General features: G+C 41.2%; 18 protein-coding genes and 9 tRNA genes. All 27 read left to right on the top strand.

Annotation, left to right across the window (positions count from 1 at the left end; all coding sequences use genetic code 11):
- Positions 1 to 51 precede the first annotated feature (51 nt).
- Positions 52 to 125: transfer RNA gene (locus tag ACVC7Q_RS07680), tRNA-Pro, on the top strand.
- A 6-nt stretch (positions 126 to 131) separates the two neighbouring features.
- A tRNA-Met gene (locus ACVC7Q_RS07685) sits at positions 132 to 205 on the top strand.
- A 16-nt stretch (positions 206 to 221) separates the two neighbouring features.
- Positions 222 to 295 (top strand) — tRNA-Ile (locus tag ACVC7Q_RS07690).
- Between the two features lie 10 nt (positions 296 to 305).
- A tRNA-Ser gene (locus ACVC7Q_RS07695) sits at positions 306 to 395 on the top strand.
- Between the two features lie 14 nt (positions 396 to 409).
- A tRNA-Met gene (locus ACVC7Q_RS07700) sits at positions 410 to 483 on the top strand.
- Between the two features lie 3 nt (positions 484 to 486).
- Positions 487 to 559 (top strand) — tRNA-Phe (locus ACVC7Q_RS07705).
- A gap of 16 nt (positions 560 to 575) precedes the next feature.
- A tRNA-Gly gene (locus ACVC7Q_RS07710) sits at positions 576 to 646 on the top strand.
- Positions 647 to 679: 33 nt separating this feature from the next.
- Positions 680 to 753: transfer RNA gene (locus tag ACVC7Q_RS07715), tRNA-Ile, on the top strand.
- A gap of 4 nt (positions 754 to 757) precedes the next feature.
- Positions 758 to 845 (top strand) — tRNA-Ser (locus ACVC7Q_RS07720).
- 62 nt (positions 846 to 907) lie between these two features.
- Positions 908 to 1726, top strand: coding sequence for a rod shape-determining protein MreC (gene mreC, locus ACVC7Q_RS07725; protein ID WP_447265442.1), 819 nt, complete (start codon positions 908 to 910; stop codon positions 1724 to 1726).
- Between the two features lies 1 nt (position 1727).
- Entirely contained in the window at positions 1728 to 2228 is a 501-nt protein-coding gene (mreD, locus tag ACVC7Q_RS07730; RefSeq protein ID WP_447265443.1) for a rod shape-determining protein MreD, read from the top strand.
- Between the two features lie 93 nt (positions 2229 to 2321).
- On the top strand, positions 2322 to 3563 hold the full coding sequence (gene pcsB / locus ACVC7Q_RS07735; protein ID WP_447265444.1) for a peptidoglycan hydrolase PcsB: 1242 nt from the start codon (positions 2322 to 2324) through the stop codon (positions 3561 to 3563).
- A gap of 180 nt (positions 3564 to 3743) precedes the next feature.
- On the top strand, positions 3744 to 4718 hold the full coding sequence (locus ACVC7Q_RS07740; protein WP_021154183.1) for a ribose-phosphate diphosphokinase: 975 nt from the start codon (positions 3744 to 3746) through the stop codon (positions 4716 to 4718).
- A 48-nt stretch (positions 4719 to 4766) separates the two neighbouring features.
- Positions 4767 to 4907 (top strand): hypothetical protein, encoded by a 141-nt coding sequence (locus ACVC7Q_RS07745; RefSeq protein ID WP_447265445.1) that lies wholly within the window; start codon positions 4767 to 4769, stop codon positions 4905 to 4907.
- 173 nt (positions 4908 to 5080) lie between these two features.
- Positions 5081 to 5689, top strand: coding sequence for an amylase-binding adhesin AbpA (abpA, locus tag ACVC7Q_RS07750; RefSeq protein WP_447265446.1), 609 nt, complete (start codon positions 5081 to 5083; stop codon positions 5687 to 5689).
- An 89-nt stretch (positions 5690 to 5778) separates the two neighbouring features.
- Positions 5779 to 6627, top strand: coding sequence for a class B sortase, LPKTxAVK-specific (gene srtB / locus ACVC7Q_RS07755; RefSeq protein WP_447265447.1), 849 nt, complete (start codon positions 5779 to 5781; stop codon positions 6625 to 6627).
- A 155-nt stretch (positions 6628 to 6782) separates the two neighbouring features.
- Entirely contained in the window at positions 6783 to 7964 is a 1182-nt protein-coding gene (locus tag ACVC7Q_RS07760; RefSeq protein WP_447265448.1) for a pyridoxal phosphate-dependent aminotransferase, read from the top strand.
- Positions 7948 to 8727 (top strand): DNA repair protein RecO, encoded by a 780-nt coding sequence (recO, locus tag ACVC7Q_RS07765; protein ID WP_447265449.1) that lies wholly within the window; start codon positions 7948 to 7950, stop codon positions 8725 to 8727. The genes ACVC7Q_RS07760 and recO overlap by 17 nt, the downstream gene beginning before the upstream one ends.
- On the top strand, positions 8724 to 9719 hold the full coding sequence (gene plsX / locus ACVC7Q_RS07770; RefSeq protein ID WP_447265450.1) for a phosphate acyltransferase PlsX: 996 nt from the start codon (positions 8724 to 8726) through the stop codon (positions 9717 to 9719). Before recO ends, plsX begins: the two co-directional genes overlap by 4 nt.
- A gap of 3 nt (positions 9720 to 9722) precedes the next feature.
- On the top strand, positions 9723 to 9971 hold the full coding sequence (locus ACVC7Q_RS07775; RefSeq protein ID WP_023920024.1) for a phosphopantetheine-binding protein: 249 nt from the start codon (positions 9723 to 9725) through the stop codon (positions 9969 to 9971).
- A gap of 150 nt (positions 9972 to 10121) precedes the next feature.
- Positions 10122 to 10829 carry a phosphoribosylaminoimidazolesuccinocarboxamide synthase gene (gene purC / locus ACVC7Q_RS07780; RefSeq protein WP_447265451.1) on the top strand — a complete coding sequence of 236 codons (708 nt, stop codon included), beginning with the start codon at positions 10122 to 10124 and terminating at the stop codon, positions 10827 to 10829.
- Positions 10830 to 11040: 211 nt separating this feature from the next.
- On the top strand, positions 11041 to 14766 hold the full coding sequence (locus ACVC7Q_RS07785) for a phosphoribosylformylglycinamidine synthase (RefSeq protein ID WP_447265452.1): 3726 nt from the start codon (positions 11041 to 11043) through the stop codon (positions 14764 to 14766).
- Positions 14767 to 14778: 12 nt separating this feature from the next.
- Positions 14779 to 16218 (top strand): amidophosphoribosyltransferase, encoded by a 1440-nt coding sequence (gene purF, locus ACVC7Q_RS07790; RefSeq protein WP_049475214.1) that lies wholly within the window; start codon positions 14779 to 14781, stop codon positions 16216 to 16218.
- A gap of 209 nt (positions 16219 to 16427) precedes the next feature.
- Positions 16428 to 17450 carry a phosphoribosylformylglycinamidine cyclo-ligase gene (purM, locus tag ACVC7Q_RS07795; RefSeq protein ID WP_447265453.1) on the top strand — a complete coding sequence of 341 codons (1023 nt, stop codon included), beginning with the start codon at positions 16428 to 16430 and terminating at the stop codon, positions 17448 to 17450.
- Positions 17450 to 18010: a phosphoribosylglycinamide formyltransferase gene (gene purN, locus ACVC7Q_RS07800; protein WP_447265454.1), complete on the top strand. Its 561-nt coding sequence runs from the start codon at positions 17450 to 17452 to the stop codon at positions 18008 to 18010. The genes purM and purN overlap by 1 nt, the downstream gene beginning before the upstream one ends.
- A 1-nt stretch (position 18011) precedes the next feature.
- Positions 18012 to 18794, top strand: coding sequence for a hypothetical protein (locus ACVC7Q_RS07805; RefSeq protein ID WP_447265455.1), 783 nt, complete (start codon positions 18012 to 18014; stop codon positions 18792 to 18794).
- A gap of 8 nt (positions 18795 to 18802) precedes the next feature.
- Positions 18803 to 20350 carry a bifunctional phosphoribosylaminoimidazolecarboxamide formyltransferase/IMP cyclohydrolase gene (gene purH / locus ACVC7Q_RS07810; protein WP_447265456.1) on the top strand — a complete coding sequence of 516 codons (1548 nt, stop codon included), beginning with the start codon at positions 18803 to 18805 and terminating at the stop codon, positions 20348 to 20350.
- Positions 20351 to 20502: the final 152 nt, after the last annotated feature.

Genomic DNA, 20502 nt, shown 5'->3' on the forward strand with positions numbered 1-20502 from the left:
GGCGGTTAGAGGTTCGACTCCTCTAGGGTGCATAAAGCGTAAGCTTTAGATCGGGAAGTAGCTCAGCTTGGTAGAGTACTTGGTTTGGGACCAAGGTGTCGCAGGTTCGAATCCTGTCTTCCCGATATTATGGCGGTGTAGCTCAGCTGGCTAGAGCGTCCGGTTCATACCCGGGAGGTCGGGGGTTCGATCCCCTTCGCCGCTATATTGTTGATCTTGTTGGACCTTTAGCTCAGCTGGTTAGAGCTCTCGGCTCATAACCGAGTGGTCGTAGGTTCAAGTCCTACAAGGTCCATTGTAATATTGGAGGATTACCCAAGTCCGGCTGAAGGGAACGGTCTTGAAAACCGTCAGGCGTGTAAAAGCGTGCGTGGGTTCGAATCCCACATCCTCCTTTTTTTAAAATTAGCGCGGGATGGAGCAGCTCGGTAGCTCGTCGGGCTCATAACCCGAAGGTCGTAGGTTCAAATCCTGCTCCCGCAATTTGGCTCGGTAGCTCAGTTGGTAGAGCAATGGATTGAAGCTCCATGTGTCGGCGGTTCGATTCCGTCTCGCGCCATTACTTTTATTAATAAGCGGGTGTAGTTTAGTGGTAAAACTACAGCCTTCCAAGCTGTTGTCGCGAGTTCGATTCTCGTCACCCGCTTTGAACATTAGTTCATTACCAAGTTTTTAACTTGGGCGCGTAGCTCAGGTGGTTAGAGCGCACGCCTGATAAGCGTGAGGTCGGTGGTTCGAGTCCACTCGTGCCCATTTTGGAGAATTACTCAAGAGGCTGAAGAGGACGGTTTGCTAAATCGTTAGGTCGGGTAACTGGCGCGGGGGTTCGAATCCCCCATTCTCCGTATAATTTCGAAGTTTGAGATATTATCTCAAACTATTTTTTATATTTTTGAGGGTTTTTTCTATGTTCTTGAATCGTTTCTTAAAAGTTTTTAGTTTGGTGTTTGTTTTGACTGTTTCAGGAATTTTATTTCTTTTTCCATCTGTTAGAACTTCAATTGTTTTAAAATCTTCTGATCTATTAGCTATTGTTGATAAGGCTGTATCGGTACCATTTGTTCTTGTGTCATCTAAGGCAAATGATTTTAAGAATTTATCTGAATTGAGTGATGAAAATCTTTCTTTGAAATCACGTCTTTATCAAAAGGATATTGACCAGTCAAAACTTAGTCGTTTGGAATCAGAAAATAAGGAATTGAAAGACTTGATGTCAATCAAAAATTCTGCATATGGTTCTAAACATGTTGTTAGTGAGATTATTGACCGTAATTATAGTTCTTGGGATCAGGAATTTGTAATTGATAAAGGTAGTTTAGATGGAATTACTGATTCCATGTTTGTTCTCTCATCTGGCGGGGTCATTGGTGTAGTAGATAGTACTGAGAAAAATTCTAGTAATGTAAAATTATTGGTGGAAGATACTATTTCTTCAAAACACCTGACGTTTAAAATTGAGAGTCAAGGTCAATCTATTTTTGCTTTATTAAATGGTTATGACGAGAAGACGGGTGAGTTTCGGTTGTTGCAAATTGGAGATCCAATTGAAATTAAAAAAGGAACACTCGTTTCAACAAGTGGCTTAGGGAAATACAAGAGTAGTGACTTACCTCTTGGGACTGTGACTTCCACTCAAAAGGTATCTGATCAGTTAGGGCAAGAAATTCGTGTGAAACCAAAGGCTAATTTAGATGTCAATCGTTATGTACTATTGATTGGAGAGTAGTGTGAAAGTAATACGTAAGTACCATTTTTTTCCTTTATTCTTGTTTATATCTTTATTTGTTGATGGGCAAATCTCTTTTCTTATTTCTCGTTTCAGTCCAAACTCCTTTGAACCTACTTCATTTTTATTTCTATATGGTTTTATGTTACTGAGCCTCTATTTCTCGGAGATAGCTAGTATTTGGTTGGGAATCCTCTTTGGTTTTTGTTTCGATGTGTATTTTTTACACACTATAGGAATTGCCTTCCTAGTCTTTCCTTTGTTACAGGTGATTTTTTATCGGTGTAATCAGGTTATTTTGGTCAATCGATTGACTCGTTTTTTTACATTTTTATTAACGATTCTAATATTTCAGATTTCAACCAATCTTCTTCTGGTTATTTTTGTTGGTATAAAATTCAATTGGATTACTCTAATTATCTATCAAATTGCGCCTAGTTTAATTTTGAATGTGGTTCTAATGATCGTATTACAGCCTTTACTTGAAAAGATTTATTTATAAACTCGAAATAAAAATGTAACAATAGCGTAATATAAATTTTTAAAAAATTTGTTATACTAGTTAGTGTCTTATTAGAAAGGGAAAATTTATCTAATGAAGAAAAAATTATTTGCCACAATCTTATTGAGTACAGTTGCTTTATCACAAGGTGCTGTTGTAGCAGGTGTATCAGCTGACTCAACAGATGATAAGATTGCTGCTCAAGATAACAAAATCAATAGTATTAATCAACAACAACAAAGTGCACAAGCTCAAGTAGATCAAATCCAAGGTCAAGTATCTGAAATTAAACAACAACAAGAAAATCTTCAAGCTGAAAATGACCGTTTGAATGAAGAATCTGAACGATTGTCAGCTGAGATCGATGAGTTGTCAAAAAATATTGTTGCTCGTCAAGAATCACTTGCAAATCAAGCACGTAGTGCTCAAACAACTGGAACTGCAACAAGCTATATTAATGCGATTGTTAGCTCTGGATCTTTGACAGAAGCTATCTCACGTATTTCTGCTATGAATGAAATTGCAGATGCTAACAACAAAATGTTGCAAGAGCAAAAACGTGATAAAGAAGACATTGCACAAAAACAAAAAGAAAACAACGACGCTATCAATACTGTTATTGCAAACAAACAGCAATTAGAAGATGATGCGCAAGCTTTGTCAACTAAAGAAGCTGAGTTGAAAGTGGCACAATTGAATTTGGCAGCTGAAAAAACAACTGCTGAAAACGAAAAGAACGCTTTGTTGCAACAGAAAGCTGAAGCTGAAAAAGCTGCAGCTGCGGCTGCAGCAGCCGAAGCAGCTTACCGTGCAAAACAAAAGGAACAACAAGCAGCTGTGAAAGCTTCTGCAAATACTACACTTCAAGCACAAGTTCAGGCAGCAGCTCAAACACCTGCTGCAACACCAGCGGCAGCACAAACATCAGCAGCAGCTCAACCTGCTGTTCAAACTCAAGCAACAGCAGCTCCAGTAGCAACTGTTTCTCGTCCAACTTATAGTACATCTGCATCATCTTATCCAGTTGGTGAATGTACATGGGGTGCGAAGACATTGGCTCCATGGGCTGGCGATTACTGGGGCAACGGCGGTCAATGGGCTGCAAGTGCAGCGGCTGCTGGATTCCGTACAGGATCTCAACCACAAGTTGGTGCTATTGCATGTTGGAATGATGGTGGATATGGTCACGTAGCAGTCGTAACAGCTGTTCAATCTACAACAAGTATCCAAGTTTCTGAATCTAACTATAACGGTATCCGTAGTATTGGAAATTACCGTGGTTGGTTCAACCCAACAACAGCTCAAGGTACTGTAACTTATATCTATCCAAACTAAGAATCACCATGAAGCAGGACAGTTGTTCTGCTTCTTTTTTTGAAATAGTGTCGGTAGAGCCGGATTTTGTATTTTCCATAAATTAATATTTGAATATTTGCTTAAAAAGCGATAAAATGTTTACAGGAGAAATTTGTGCTGACTGTACAATATGGTTTTTAGATTTTACTGGAGGAAATCATGTCATTTTCTGATTTAATGCTCTTTGCTTTGTCGTCAAATCAAGAATTGGCTCAACGTGTGTCTCGTGAAATGGGACTACCGCTTGGAAAGTCAACGGTTCGTCAATTTTCTGATGGAGAAATTCAGGTTAATATTGAAGAATCAATCCGTGGGAAAGATGTTTATATTTTGCAATCCACTAGCTCACCGGTTAATGATAATCTTATGGAAATTTTGATTATGGTAGATGCGTTGAAACGGGCTAGTGCGCAATCTATTAATGTGGTGATGCCGTATTACGGCTATGCTCGTCAAGACAGGAAAGCTCGGGCTCGTGAACCAATCACTTCTAAGTTGGTAGCAAATATGCTTGAGGTTGCTGGAGTTGATCGTCTATTGACAATTGATTTGCACGCTGCTCAAATTCAAGGTTTCTTTGATATTCCTGTTGACCACTTAATGGGTGCGCCTTTGATCGCAGACTATTTCGAACGTCGCGGGATGATTGGAAAAGATTATGTTGTTGTCAGTCCAGACCATGGTGGTGTGACTCGTGCTCGGAAATTGGCTGAATTTTTGAAGACTCCGATTGCGATTATTGATAAACGCCGGAGTGTCGATAAGATGAATACGAGTGAAGTGATGAATATCATTGGGAGTGTTGAAGGTAAAACTTGTATTTTGATTGATGATATGATTGATACAGCTGGTACAATCTGTCATGCGGCGGATGCCCTTGCAGAAGCAGGTGCTGTTGAAGTTTATGCGAGCTGTACCCATCCTGTTTTATCAGGCCCAGCGATGGACAACATTCAAAAATCAGCCATTAAGAAGTTGGTGGTATTGGATACGATTTATCTACCGGAAGATCGCTTGATTGATAAGATTGAGCAAATTTCGATTGCGAAACTTCTTGCTGAGGCCATTGTTCGCATTCATGAAAATCGTCCTCTTTCACCTCTGTTTGAAATCGGAAATGCCAAAAAATGTTAACAATAAGGAGGCTGAAAAACAGCCTCTTTTGTTTAGGAGGAAATACAAATGGAAATCAGAAAATGGTGGAAAGATCTAAAAAAAGAAAAGGATCGGAAAAAACTAGTTCAAGCAGCTAAAGAACTAGAAGCAAAGGTGGATCCTAGTTTGCCCAAGAAACGATTACCCAAAAATGAAGTGGTAAAATAGGGTTCGTTTAGAAATGTTACGAATACGTAATTTCATCTTTCAAATAGGTCAAAACCTTAAACTTTTTTAAAAAATTTAAAGAAAAAGCCTTGACATGGGAAGAATATCCTAGTATACTAGTCATAGTTACGAAGTAACGAATAATTTTTGAAAAGAAAAAAGGAGATAAAACAATGAAAAAAGTTTTATTATCATCAGTAGCAGCTCTTGCAGTATTTGCAGCAGCAGCACCAGCATTCGCAAACGATAACCCATCAGTAAACGGTGGAGCTAACACTCCAGGTGCTTTCGATTCACGTGAAGCATACGAAAACCAATCAGAATTTGTAAGTGCTCGTACAGTTGAAGAATACCTTAACGGTCACATGCCAGAGATCATGGCTGAAGCAGCTCAAGATCCAGATGTAGTAGCAGCTAAAGCAGCTTTGGATGCAGTTGAAGGTGGAAGCCACAAGTATGGTGAAATCAAAGCAGCTTATGATGCAGCATTCAACACTGCATTCTTGAACGTACGTAACAAATATGTACAACAATTCCAAAAAGTTCAAAATTCAGCTAAAAAAGCAGAAGGTAATTACTACATCTTGAACGAAACTCCAGAACAAAAGAATGCTCGTTACTTGAAAGAACATGGACTTACTCCAGAACAAGCTAAAGCTGAACAAGCTAAATCTCAAGAAGAAGCTAAAAAAGCAGAAGAAGCAGCTAAAAAAGCAGAAGCTGGTAAAGCTGGTTCAAAACAAGCTGGTAAAGCTCTTCCAAAAACAAGCGCAGTTAAATAATTTGATTATTAATTAGCTCGTAAAATATCACTGGACCTTCGGGTTCAGTGTTATTTTTTAGAAAAAATCATCAAGAGGAGATCAATTGAATGAAAAGAGCTGGAAATAAAGCTTCAAATAAATTAGGTGTTATGATTGCTGCTCTTGTTGCAGTTGTTGTACTTGTAGCTGGATTTATTTTCTTTAATCCTTTTGGAGGAACTAAGTCATCTAGCACAGCTAAAAAGACAACTGGAACAAGTTCAACCAAGCAAGAAACTAAATATGAACCAAGTCAAGAAGAAAAAGATTACTTGAAAAATCGTTTTGCTCAGTTAACAGCTGTTAACCCTGAAGCAATTGCTTATGTCTACGCACCAGGTACTGAGTTGGATGAACCTGTTGTACAAACTACTGATAATGAAACTTATTTGAATAAGACGTTTGATGGTGGGAATGAGCCATACATGGGGACAGTCTTCATGGATATGGATAACAAGAAAGACTTCAGTGATCGTTTGACTTGGCTGTTTGGTCATGCTCGTGGAAGTCAGGTCGGCGATCACCGCATGTTTAACGATGTCAACTACTACGACAAACAAGAGTATTTTGACCAACATCCATATGTCGTGATTGAGACACCAGAGCGGAAATACTACTATGAAGCGATGGGCTTGGTCATTGTTCCAGAGGACACTGCTTTCTACCGTACAAGCTTTACAGATGATAAAGATTTCACTACTCAGTTGAAGAATATCTATGAGTCAGCTCGTACGAAGAATCCTAACATCAAGATCAAAGCATCTGATAAGTATTTAGTATTGTCAACTTGTCGTGAAGAGGATGAAACCATTCGTTCTAACCTCTACCTTCGTCAAATTCCTGATTCAGAAATGAAGGATTTTGTGGCGAAACATGCTGATCAATTGAAATATGTAGCAACACGTGGTCAACAATAATGTCTTGAAAGACTTAGCATTGCTAAGTCTTTTTTATATGGAAGGAATGTTGAAATGTCCTTTGATGGTGAACAAAAGATGGGGATCTGGTTTGTTCTTTTGCGATGGGGTCCTATTTATAGTATAATGAATATAAGTGTTTTTGGAGGTGTTCTATGGATTTAACGAAACGTTTTAATAAAAATCTGAATCGGATTGAAGTTTCTTTGATTCGTCAGTTCGATCAATCAATTTCTTCCATTCCTGGTGTCTTGCGTTTGACGTTGGGGGAACCGGATTTTACAACTCCTGAACATGTAAAAGAAGCAGGAAAGGCTGCAATTGATGCGAATTTTAGCCATTACACTGGGATGAGTGGTTTACTGGCTTTGCGTGAGGCTGCAAGTCAGTTTGTGGCTGATAAATATGGTATTCACTACCGTCCTGAGGATGAGATATTGGTGACGATTGGTGCGACTGAAGCCCTATCTGCCACCTTGACAGCGATCTTGGAACCTGGGGATGTAGTGCTACTCCCAGCGCCAGCTTATCCTGGTTATGAACCGATTGTGAATTTGGTTGGGGCGGATGTTGTTGAAATTGATACGACAGCAGATCGTTTTGTCTTGACTCCTGAAAAGTTGGAAAAGGCTATTCTAGAGCAGGGTGAAAAATTGAAGGCTGTTATTCTCAATTATCCAGCTAATCCAACGGGTGTCACTTATTCGCGCGAACAGATGGCAGAATTGGCTGCTGTCCTAAAAAAGCATGAAGTCTTTGTGATTTGTGACGAAGTTTATTCAGAGCTAACTTATACTGGAGAAGCGCATGTCTCTATGGCATCCTTCATTCCTGAGCAGACCATTGTCATTAATGGTTTATCTAAGTCTCATGCCATGACAGGCTGGCGACTTGGCTTTATCTTTGCTCCGGCTGTATTGACGGCTCAAATCATCAAGAGTCATCAGTATTTGGTAACGGCTGCTGGAACGATGAACCAGTATGCTGCGATTGAAGCTTTGACGGAAGGTCGGGATGATGCAGAGCCGATGAAGAAGGAATATGTGAAGCGTCGCGATTATATTATCGAAAAGATGTCCGCGCTTGGGTTTGAGATGATTAAGCCAGACGGGGCTTTCTATATTTTTGCTAAAATCCCAGCTGGTTACAATCAGGATTCCTTTGCTTTCTTACAAGATTTTGCGCGTGAAAAAGCGGTTGCCTTTATTCCTGGGGCTGCTTTTGGTCAATATGGCGAAGGCTATGTGCGCTTGTCGTATGCAGCCAGCATGGAGGTTATAAAGGAAGCTATGAGACGCTTGAAGGAGTATATGGAAGAACATGCTGGAGTCAATTGAGACCCGGGGCATTGTGCTGTATAATCGGGAGTTTCGTGAGGATGATAAATTGGTCAAGATCTTCACGGAGAAGTCGGGCAAGCGGATGTTTTTTGTGAAACATGCGGGAAAATCACGATTGAATCCCATGTTACAACCCTTGGTAACGGCGGATATGTTGCTGAAAATCAATGATGATGGGCTGAGTTATATCGATGATTTTCAAGATGTGCAGGTTTATAAGAAAATCAATGCAGATCTTTTTGCCCTTTCTTATGCGACCTATGTTCTGGCGCTTGCAGATGCCAGTATTCAGGATAATCAGGTGGATCCGGCCTTGTTTGCTTTTTTGGAAAAGACCCTGTCTTTGATGGAAGAAGGCTTGGATTATGAGGTTTTGACCAATATTTTTGAGATTCAGATCCTTTCGCGATTTGGGGTTGTCTTGAACCTGCATGAATGCTGTTTCTGCCATCGGGTTGGTCTTCCTTTTGACTATTCCTTTCGGTATAGTGGGGTCCTTTGTCCGGATCATTATGATCAGGATGAGAGACGCGCTCACTGGAATCCAAATGTTCTCTATTTATTGGATCAGTTTCAAGCAGTGCGATTCAGTGAGCTAGAGACGATTTCTCTACAAGCGGAGATGAAAGCAGCGCTACGTCAGGCAATTGATCAGTTGTATGAGGAGTATGTAGGGATCCATTTAAAAGCTAAAAAGTTTATCGATTCCTTAAGTGATTGGGGAGCGATTATGAAAGATTCATCTGGAGGTGAAACATGAAAAAAATTGCAGTAGATGCAATGGGGGGCGATAATGCACCTCAAGCCTTGGTAGAAGGCGTGAATCAAGCCATTCGTGATTTTGATGATATTGAGATTGTCTTGTATGGTGATGAGGCAAAAATCAAAAACTATTTAACAGCAACAGAGCGTGTATCGATTGTTCATACGGAAGAAAAAATCGATTCAGATGATGAGCCGGCACGTGCTATTCGTCGGAAGAAACAGGCCTCTATGGTCTTGGCTGCTAAAGATGTGAAGGCTGGTGAGATGGATGCCATGCTTTCTGCAGGAAATACAGGTGCTTTGTTGGCAGCAGGCTTCTTTATCGTTGGCCGTATCAAAGGGGTGGAACGCCCTGGCTTGATGTCCACACTTCCGACGGTTGATGGTCGCGGGTATGACATGTTGGACTTAGGTGCTAATGCGGAAAATACACCAGAGCACTTGCATCAGTATGCTGTGATGGGGTCTTACTATGCGGAAAACGTTCGTGGGATTCAAAAACCACGTGTGGGTCTATTGAACAATGGGACAGAAGCTAGTAAGGGAGATCCTTTGCGCAAGGAAACTTACCAATTGTTATCTGAGGATGCGTCGATTCATTTTGTTGGAAATGTGGAAGCGCGTGATTTGATGGATGGTGTTGCTGATGTTGTTGTGGCGGATGGTTTCACGGGAAACGCTGTCTTGAAAACGATGGAAGGAACAGCTTTTGGAATCTTGAAGCAACTGAAACAAGCAATTGCTACTGGAAACTGGAAGGCGAAACTAGGAGCTTTTCTCCTCAAGGACCGGTTGAAATCATTGAAACAAACCTTGGATTTCTCAGATGTTGGAGGAGCGGTTTTATTTGGCCTTCAAGCACCTGTTGTTAAAACGCATGGTTCGAGTGATGCAAAAGCAGTCTATAGTACCATTCGTCAGATTCGGACTATGTTAGAGACAGATGTTGTTGGAAAATCAGTGAAGGAATTATCGAAGGAAGGATAATGTATGAGTAAACAAAACGAAATTTTAGCTACAATTGAGGAATTTCTCAAAGACCGCAAGGGACCTGATTTCCAAGTTTCTTTGAAATCAGATTTGCGCAAGGATTTACAAGCCGACTCTGTTGAATTGATGGAATTTATTATCAATCTTGAGGATGAATACCAATTGGAGATTCCAGACAAGGCTATTGATGATTTTAACACGGTAGGAGATGTCGTTGACTATATCGAAAAACGAACTGCTAGTAACTAGTTGAAAAGGGATCGTTCAGAGATTGTTCTGGATGATCTTTTTTTCTGTCCTTTTCATTCGGTTTCTGCCTATATTGTACGGAAATTTATTGAAAATCCACTTTGTATGTGATAGAATGAAGGTGATAAAATACGAAAGGCGAACAAAGTCATGACCAATCAACTAATTTATACTGGAAAAGCTAAGGATATCTATACTACTGAGGACGAAAATGTGATTAAGTCGGTCTATAAGGACCAGGCAACCATGCTAAATGGGGCTCGTAAGGAGACTATTAAGGGAAAAGGTGTGCTAAATAATCAGATTTCGTCTCTTATTTTTGAAAAATTGAATGCTGCGGGAGTAGCTACTCACTTTATCGAACGTATTTCTGATACTGAACAACTAAACAAGAAAGTGAAAATTATTCCTTTGGAGGTTGTTCTTCGTAACGTGACTGCGGGCTCTTTCTCAAAACGGTTTGGCGTTGAAGAAGGTTTGGACTTAAAAACTCCAATCGTTGAATTTTACTATAAGAACGATAATTTGGATGACCCATTTATCAATGACGAGCATGTGAAGTTTTTGGATATTGCTAACGACGAACAAATTGCCTATATCAAGGAAGAAACGCGTCGTATCAATGAATTGCTGAAAGATTGGTTTGCACAAATTGGTCTTCGTTTGATTGATTTCAAATTGGAATTTGGCTTTGATAAGGATGGTAAGATCATCTTGGCAGATGAATTTTCACCAGATAACTGCCGCCTTTGGGATGCTGAAGGGCACCATATGGACAAGGATGTTTTCCGTAGGGACTTGGGCAGTTTGACAGATGTTTATGAAGTTGTATTGGAAAAATTGCAAGGGTTGAAGTAATCTTTTTGAAACGGAAAACCTTCGTCTTTCAAGTAAAAGGACTCAGGCTGAAAAGGTCTACTAGACCTTTTCACTCCGTCGTGATCTTGGTAGCTTGACAGATGTTTATGAAGTTGTATTGGAAAAATTGCAAGGATTGAAGTAGCCTTTTACAAATAGAATACTTGGTCTTCACTACAATCTTTAAGTAGAAATAGATAAAGGAAATAAAATGGATAAACGTATTTTCGTTGAGAAAAAAGCTGATTTTCGTGTGAAATCGGACTCTTTAGTAAAAGAATTACAGCATAATCTTCAGTTGAAAACCTTGAAGGATCTTCGGATTGTTCAGGTTTACGATGTTTTTGGTTTGGCAGAGGACTTGTTTGCGCGTGCGGAAAAACATATCTTCTCTGAGCAAGTGACCGATACTGTTTTGGATGAAGCTGCGGTTCAGGCTGATCTTGAGAAGCATGCTTTCTTTGCGATCGAAAGTTTGCCTGGTCAATTTGACCAACGTGCGGCATCTTCACAGGAAGCTTTGCTTTTGCTTGGTAGTTCAAATGATGTAACGGTGAACACAGCGCAACTTTACTTGGTTAACAAGGATATTGATGCGAGTGAGTTGGAAGCTGTTAAAAACTACCTCTTGAACCCAGTGGATTCTCGTTTCAAAGACATCACTGTTGGCATTGCGAAACAGGATTTCTCTGAGTCTGACAAGACCATTCCAAGTTTGGATTTCTTTGAAACTTATACGGCAGAAGATTTTGCTAAGTATAAGGCAGAGCAAGGATTGGCAATGGAAGTGGATGACCTTCTCTTCATTCAAGATTACTTCAAGTCTATTGGTCGTGTGCCAACTGAGACTGAGTTGAAGGTGTTGGATACTTACTGGTCTGACCACTGTCGTCACACCACTTTCGAGACTGAGTTGAAAAACATCGACTTCTCAGCTTCTAAATTTGAAAAACAATTGCAAGCGACTTATGACAAGTATATTGCCATGCGTGATGAGTTGGGACGTACCGAAAAACCTCAAACCTTGATGGATATGGCGACTATTTTTGGTCGTTATGAGCGTGTCAATGGTCGTTTGGACGACATGGAAGTGTCTGATGAAATCAATGCCTGCTCTGTTGAAATTGAAGTGGATGTCAATGGTGTGAAAGAGCCATGGCTTCTCATGTTCAAGAACGAAACCCACAACCACCCAACGGAGATCGAACCATTTGGTGGTGCGGCTACTTGTATCGGTGGGGCCATTCGTGACCCATTGTCAGGTCGTTCCTATGTTTACCAAGCCATGCGTATCTCAGGTGCTGGGGATATTACAACACCAATTGCTGAAACTCGTGCTGGTAAATTACCACAACAAGTGATTTCTAAAACAGCAGCTCACGGTTATTCTTCATATGGGAACCAAATTGGTCTTGCAACAACTTATGTTCGTGAATACTTCCACCCAGGTTTTGTTGCTAAGCGTATGGAGCTAGGTGCTGTTGTCGGTGCGGCTCCTAAGGAAAATGTTGTCCGTGAAAAACCTGAAGCAGGTGATGTGATTATCTTGCTCGGTGGTAAGACTGGACGTGACGGTGTCGGTGGTGCGACAGGTTCTTCTAAAGTTCAAACGGTTGAATCTGTTGAAACAGCTGGTGCTGAGGTTCAAAAAGGGAATGCCATCGAAGAACGGAAGATTCAACGTCTTTTCCGTAATGGTGATGTGACTCGTCTGATCAAGAAATCAAATGACTTTGGTGCTGGTGGCGTCTGTGTAGCGATTGGTGAATTGGCTGATGGACTTGAAATTGATCTAGACAAAGTGCCATTGAAATACCAAGGTTTGAACGGTACCGAAATTGCCATCTCTGAATCTCAAGAACGGATGGCCGTTGTAGTTCGTCCAGAAGATGTAGACGCCTTCGTTGCAGCATGTAATAAAGAAAATATTGATGCGGTTGTCGTTGCGACAGTAACTGAAAAACCAAATCTTGTCATGCACTGGAATGGGGAAACCATCGTTGATTTGGAACGTCGTTTCCTTGATACAAACGGTGTGCGTGTCGTTGTAGATGCCAAGGTGGTTGACAAGGATGTCAATCTTCCAGAAGAACGTCAAACATCTGCCGAAACCCTTGAAGCGGATACGCTTGAAGTCTTGGCTGATCTGAACCATGCTAGTCAAAAAGGGTTACAAACCATCTTCGATAGCTCAGTTGGTCGTTCTACAGTCAATCACCCACTTGGTGGTCGCTACCAAATCACACCAACGGAAGCTTCTGTACAGAAATTGCCAGTTCAACATGGCGTGACAACAACTGCCTCTGTCATGGCGCAAGGGTTCAACCCTTATGTAGCAGAATGGTCTCCATATCATGGTGCGGCTTATGCGGTCATCGAAGCAACTGCTCGTTTGGTTGCTGCTGGTGCAAACTGGTCTAAGGCTCGTTTCTCTTACCAAGAGTACTTCGAGCGGATGGATAAACAAGCAGAGCGTTTTGGTCAACCAGTAGCAGCTCTTCTTGGGTCCATTGAAGCTCAAATTCAACTTGGGTTGCCATCTATCGGTGGGAAGGACTCTATGTCTGGTACCTTTGAAGAATTAACAGTACCACCAACCTTGGTTGCTTTTGGTGTCACAACTGCAGATAGCCGTAAGGTCCTTTCTCCAGAATTTAAGGCTGCTGGTGAAAATATTTACTATATTCCAGGTCAAGCTTTAGCACAAGAAATTGACTTTGATCTTATCAAGTCTAACTTTACTCAATTTGAAGCTATCCAAGCAACTCACAAAGTCACATCTGGATCCGCTGTCAAATACGGTGGTGTGGTTGAAGCTCTTGCCCTTGCAACATTTGGGAACCATATCGGTGCTAACGTCGAATTAGCTGACCTTGACACCAGCTTGACAGCCCAATTGGGCGGATTCATCTTCACATCTCCTGAAGAAATTGCAGGTGTTGCCAAGATTGGACAAACAGAAGCTGACTTTACACTTACTGTCAATGGTGTAACGCTTGATGGACACAAACTTGACAGTGCCTTCCAAGGTAAATTGGAAGAGGTTTATCCGACGGAATTTGCACAAGCAACTGAGTTGGAAGAAGTACCCGCTGTGGCATCAGATGCTGTTATCAAAGCTAAAGAAACAGTTGAGACACCAGTGGTTTACATCCCAGTATTCCCGGGTACGAACTCTGAGTACGATTCAGCTAAGGCCTTTGAAAAAGAAGGTGCAACAGTTAACTTGGTACCATTTGTCACGCTGAATGAAGAAGCAATTGTCAAGTCCGTTGACACTATGGTTGACAACATCGAAAAAGCTAATATTATCTTCTTTGCAGGTGGCTTCTCAGCAGCGGATGAACCAGATGGATCAGCTAAATTTATCGTGAACATCTTGCTCAATGAAAAAGTACGTGCAGCGATTGATCACTTCATCGAACGTGGTGGTTTGATTATCGGTATCTGTAATGGATTCCAGGCCCTCGTCAAATCAGGTCTTCTTCCATACGGTAACTTTGAAGATGCGAGCAGCACGAGTCCAACCCTCTTCTACAATGATGCCAACCAACACGTGGCTAAGATGGTTGAAACACGGATTGCCAACACGAACTCACCATGGCTTGCAGGCGTGAAAGTTGGTGATATCCATGCCATCCCAGTATCACACGGTGAAGGAAAGTTTGTCGTGACAGCTGAAGAATTTGCAGAGCTTCGTGACAATGGTCAAATCTTTACCCAATATGTTGACTTCGAAGGTAAACCAAGCATGGATTCTAAATACAATCCTAACGGATCTGTTAATGCTATTGAAGGTATCACAAGTAAGAACGGTCAAATCATTGGGAAGATGGGTCACTCAGAACGTTTCGAAGACGGTCTCTTCCAAAATATTCCAGGAAATAAAGATCAACACCTCTTTGCGTCAGCGGTTAAATACTTTACTGGAAAATAAAAGGTATACAAAATGACATACGAAGTTAAATCTCTTAATGAAGAATGTGGTATTTTTGGGATCTGGGGACACCCAGATGCTGCAAAACTGACTTATTTCGGATTACACAGTCTTCAACACCGTGGTCAAGAAGGGGCGGGGATCCTTTCGAATGATGCGGGTCAATTAAAACGGTATCGTGATACGGGTCTTCTCTCAGAAGTATTTCGGAATCCTGCTAACTTGGATAAGTTAACAGGGACGGGAGCGATTGGACATGTTCGCTATGCGACAGCTGGGGAAGCTTCGGTGGATAACATCCAGCCCTTCCTCTTTCGCTTTCATGATACCCAGTTTGGACTTGCTCACAACGGGAATTTGACCAATGCCAAGTCCCTCAAACGGGAGTTAGAAAATAACGGAGCCATCTTTAGCTCAACTTCTGATTCAGAAATCTTGGCGCACTTGATTCGTCGGAGCCACAACCCATCCTTCATGGGTAAGGTGAAAGAAGCCTTGAATACGGTGAAAGGTGGATTTGCTTACCTTCTCATGCTGGAAGATAAGCTGATTGCGGCCTTGGATCCAAATGGTTTCCGTCCTCTTTCGATTGGGAAAATGGCCAATGGCGCAATCGTAGTTTCCTCTGAAACCTGTGCTTTTGAAGTGGTTGGTGCTGAGTGGATCCGCGATGTGAATCCAGGTGAAGTCGTGATCATTGATGATAATGGCATTACTTACGATAACTATACAACTGATACCCAATTGGCTGTTTGCTCGATGGAGTATATCTACTTTGCCCGTCCGGACTCCAATATTCAAGGCGTGAATGTCCATACAGCCCGTAAACGTATGGGGGCTCAATTGGCACGTGAATTTAAACATGAAGCAGATATTGTGGTCGGTGTACCTAACTCTTCACTTAGTGCAGCCATGGGATTTGCGGAAGAATCTGGCCTACCAAATGAAATGGGCTTGATTAAAAACCAATACACCCAACGGACCTTTATCCAACCAACACAAGAACTACGGGAGCAAGGGGTTCGGATGAAGCTTTCTGCCGTATCCGGTGTCGTGAAAGGCAAACGGGTTGTCATGATCGATGATTCTATCGTACGTGGGACGACCTCGCGTCGGATCGTTAATTTGCTAAAAGAAGCAGGAGCAACAGAGGTTCACGTAGCAATCGGAAGTCCAGCTCTGGCTTATCCATGTTTCTACGGTATTGATATTCAAACACGTAAGGAATTGATTGCAGCCAATCATACAGTTGAGGAAACGCGCGAAATCATTGGTGCGGATAGCTTGACGTATTTGTCAATCGATGGCTTGATTGATTCTATTGGAATTGACACAGATGCCCCGAACGGCGGTCTTTGTGTGGCTTACTTTGATGGAAAATATCCAACACCTTTGTATGACTACGAAGAACGCTATGTGGAAAGTTTGAAAGAACATACTTCTTTCTATTAAGAGCAGTGCAAAAGAAAAGGAATAAACAAATGACAAATAAAAATGCTTACGCTACACGTCTCTCTACTGACTAAAAGCTAAAGCATTTGTCAGTAGACGCTTTGCCCTATGGGACCAAAGCTAGAGACCTGACTAGTATTTTTAGATAAAATAATTGTTTATCTAAAAATACGTCGCACTCTTTCTCAAAAAAAGAAAAGGATTAAAAAATGACAAATAAGAATGCATACGCTCAATCTGGTGTGGATGTTGAAGCGGGTTATGAGGTTGTTGAACGGATCAAGAAACACGTTGCTCGTACGGAACGTGCTGGTGTCATGGGAGCTCTTGGTGGTTTTGGTGGCATGTTCGACCTTTCAAAAACAGGTGTCAAAGAACCCGTTTTGATCTCAGGAACAGATGGTGTTGGAACCAAGCTCATGCTAGCTATCAAGTATGACAAACACGATACGATCGGTCAAGACTGTGTTGCTATGTGTGTTAACGATATCATCGCTGCAGGTGCGGAGCCCCTTTACTTCCTAGACTATATCGCAACTGGTAAAAATGAACCAGCCAAACTAGAACAAGTTGTTGCAGGTGTGGCTGAAGGTTGTGTACAAGCTGGTGCAGCACTCATTGGTGGTGAAACGGCTGAAATGCCTGGTATGTATGGTGAAGACGACTATGATTTGGCTGGGTTTGCTGTCGGTGTTGCAGAAAAATCTCAAATCATTGACGGTTCAAAAGTAGCTGAAGGGGATGTGATTCTTGGACTTGCTTCAAGCGGAATCCACTCAAATGGTTACTCACTTGTTCGTCGTGTCTTTGCCGATTATACAGGTGAAGAAGTTCTCCCAGAATTGGAAGGCAAAAAACTTAAAGACGTTCTTTTGGAGCCAACTCGTATCTACGTCAAAGCGGCTTTGCCACTCATCAAAGAAGGATTGGTGAATGGAATTGCCCATATCACAGGTGGTGGTTTCATCGAAAATGTGCCTCGTATGTTCGCAGATGACTTGGCTGCTGAAATTGATGAAAGCAAAGTGCCGGTTCTTCCAATCTTCAAAGCCCTTGAAAAATATGGCCAAATCAAACATGAAGAGATGTTTGAAATCTTCAACATGGGTATTGGTCTCATGCTTGCGGTTAAACCAGAAAATGTGGAACGTGTCAAAGAACTTCTTGACGAACCTGTTTATGAAATCGGTCGAATTGTGAAGAAAGATGGCGCAAGTGTGGTGATTAAATAATGGCTAAAAAGATTGCTGTTTTTGCCTCTGGCAACGGCTCAAACTTTCAGGTGATTGCGAAACAATTTCCAGTAGAATTTGTCTTTTCAGATCACCGCGATGCCTATGTCTTGGAACGTGCCAAGAATCTTAATGTGGCTAGCCATGCCTTTGAACTCAGGGAATTTGATAATAAAGCAGCTTACGAAGAAGCGATTGTTCACCTCTTGGATGAACACCAGATAGATTTGGTTTGCTTAGCGGGTTATATGAAAATCGTCGGTCCAACTTTGCTAGCAGCTTATGAAGGCCGTATCATCAATATTCACCCTGCTTACCTTCCAGAATTTCCAGGTGCTCATGGCATTGAAGATGCTTGGAATGCTGGTGTCGACCAGTCTGGCGTGACCATTCATTGGGTGGATTCTGGCGTGGATACCGGTAAGGTCATCAAACAAGTGCGTGTGCCACGACTAGCAGGGGATACCCTTGATACTTTCGAGACGCGCATCCACGAAACAGAGTACAAACTCTATCCAGAAGTCTTGGAACGTTTGGGAGTGGAGAGAAGAGAAAAATAATATGTTTAGTAATTTATACAAAAATATAGAGAAATATCTTTTGAAGTATAATATCAATTTTGGATATTTTATATTTTGGTTATCATTTATTGCAACTATATTCCCTCAATACTTTAAAGAAATAATTAAATCGATTAATAAATTATTATTTGATGACTTTAGAAATCTAGCATCACTACTCACAGATTTGTATTTTAAATCAGTATTGCTATTATTTGGAATAGGTTTTATTTTTCTGATATTAGATAGCATAGATGAAAAGATTAAAAAGAAAACGAAATACACAAAGAGTATTTCAGGGGATAATTGGTCATTTGGTGTTGCAATGATAAGGATTTTTAATATTGTTACATCTCTAGCTATAGATGTTTTTCCCTATATTTTTCTGTTGATATTATTTTACAAACCAAATACTTCCTTAGTTCAATTAGTTAGTTGGTCCCCCATTTTGGGAACTCTAGTAATTGTAAATATCATCACCTCAGTTATTAATTTATTTAATACTATATTCATAGTACCTTCAATTAATGAGGAATTGTTTCCTAAAACATATATTCTAGAATCTGAATATAGCAGTTATACAGAGTTAAGAAGAGTAGTAAATAATCAAAATAAAAATACTTATATATTATTAAAAAATAGAAGTGGAAGATACTATGTTGTTCAAGAAAAAGTCTCACGAACAACGAATGGAAATTTTCCCCAACATAAATATTCTTATAAAGTATTGAACTCAACACGGAACTTTTCCGAAGCTGTATATAGTTTTGAATCAAACAAATAGGAGAAGACATGACTAAACGCGCACTAATTAGTGTTTCAGATAAAGCGGGCATTGTTGAATTTGCCCAAGAACTAAAAAAACTTGGTTGGGATATCATCTCAACAGGTGGTACAAAAGTTGCCCTTGACAATGCTGGGGTTGATACCATTGCCATTGACGATGTGACTGGTTTCCCAGAAATGATGGACGGTCGTGTGAAGACTCTCCATCCAAATATCCACGGTGGTCTTCTTGCTCGTCGTGACCTTGATAGCCACCTTCAAGCGGCTAAGGACAATAAGATTGAATTGATCGACCTTGTTGTAGTAAATCTTTACCCATTCAAGGAAACCATTCTCAAACCAGACGTGACTTACGCTGACGCGGTTGAAAACATCGATATCGGTGGTCCGTCTATGCTTCGTTCCGCAGCGAAGAACCACGCTAGCGTAACGGTTGTAGTAGACCCTGCTGACTATGCTGTTGTGCTGGACGAATTGTCAGCTAACGGCGAAACAAGCTACGAAACTCGCCAACGCTTGGCAGCTAAGGTTTTCCGCCACACAGCAGCTTATGATGCCTTGATTGCGGCATACTTCACAGCTCAAGTGGGTGAAAGCAAACCTGAAAAACTCACTTTGACTTATGACCTTAAGCAACCAATGCGTTACGGTGAAAACCCTCAACAAGACGCAGACTTCTATCAAAAAGCTCTTCCAACGGAATACTCTATTGCATCTGCTAAACAGCTAAATGGTAAAGAATTGTCATTTAACAATATCCGTGACGCTGATGCTGCGATCCGGATCATCCGTGATTTCAAAGACCGTCCAACTGTTGTGGCTCTCAAACACATGAACCCATGTGGAATTGGTCAAGCTGACGACATCGAAACAGCCTGGGACTACGCTTATGAGTCTGATCCAGTATCAATTTTCGGTGGTATCGTCGTTCTCAACCGTGAAGTCGACGCTGCGACAGCTCAAAAAATGCACGGTGTCTTCCTTGAAATTATCATTGCACCAAGCTATACAGACGAAGCGCTTGAAATCTTGACTACTAAGAAGAAAAACTTGCGTATCCTTGAATTGCCATTTGATGCTCAAGATGCTAGTGAAGCAGAAGCAGAATACACTGGTGTTGTTGGAGGTCTCCTCGTTCAAAACCAAGACGTGGTGAAAGAAAGTCCAGCTGACTGGCAAGTGGTGACCAAACGCCAACCAACTGAGACAGAAGCGACAGCTCTTGAGTTTGCTTGGAAAGCCATCAAGTATGTCAAATCAAACGGTATCATTGTGACTAACGACCACATGACACTTGGTGTTGGTCCTGGTCAAACTAACCGTGTGGCTTCAGTCCGCATCGCCATTGATCAAGCTAAAGACCGTCTTGATGGCGCTGTTCTTGCTTCAGATGCCTTCTTCCCATTTGCAGATAACGTGGAAGAAATCGCTAAAGCAGGTATCAAGGCGATCATCCAGCCAGGTGGATCAGTCCGTGACCAAGAGTCTATCGAAGCGGCTGATAAACATGGTTTAACCATGATCTTTACAGGGGTAAGACATTTTAGACATTAATGGGTATTTAAAAATTAGCTCATTCTCAACTAGGATGAATGATTTATTGCTAACAAAAAGAGAAGATACAAGCGGTCTTCTCTTTTTGTATGTCTAAAATAATAAGCGTTTTAGTTTTAGAAATCATTAAAACGATTTGTGAGAATTGTTCG

The organism is Streptococcus sp. W151 (genome assembly GCF_053010205.1).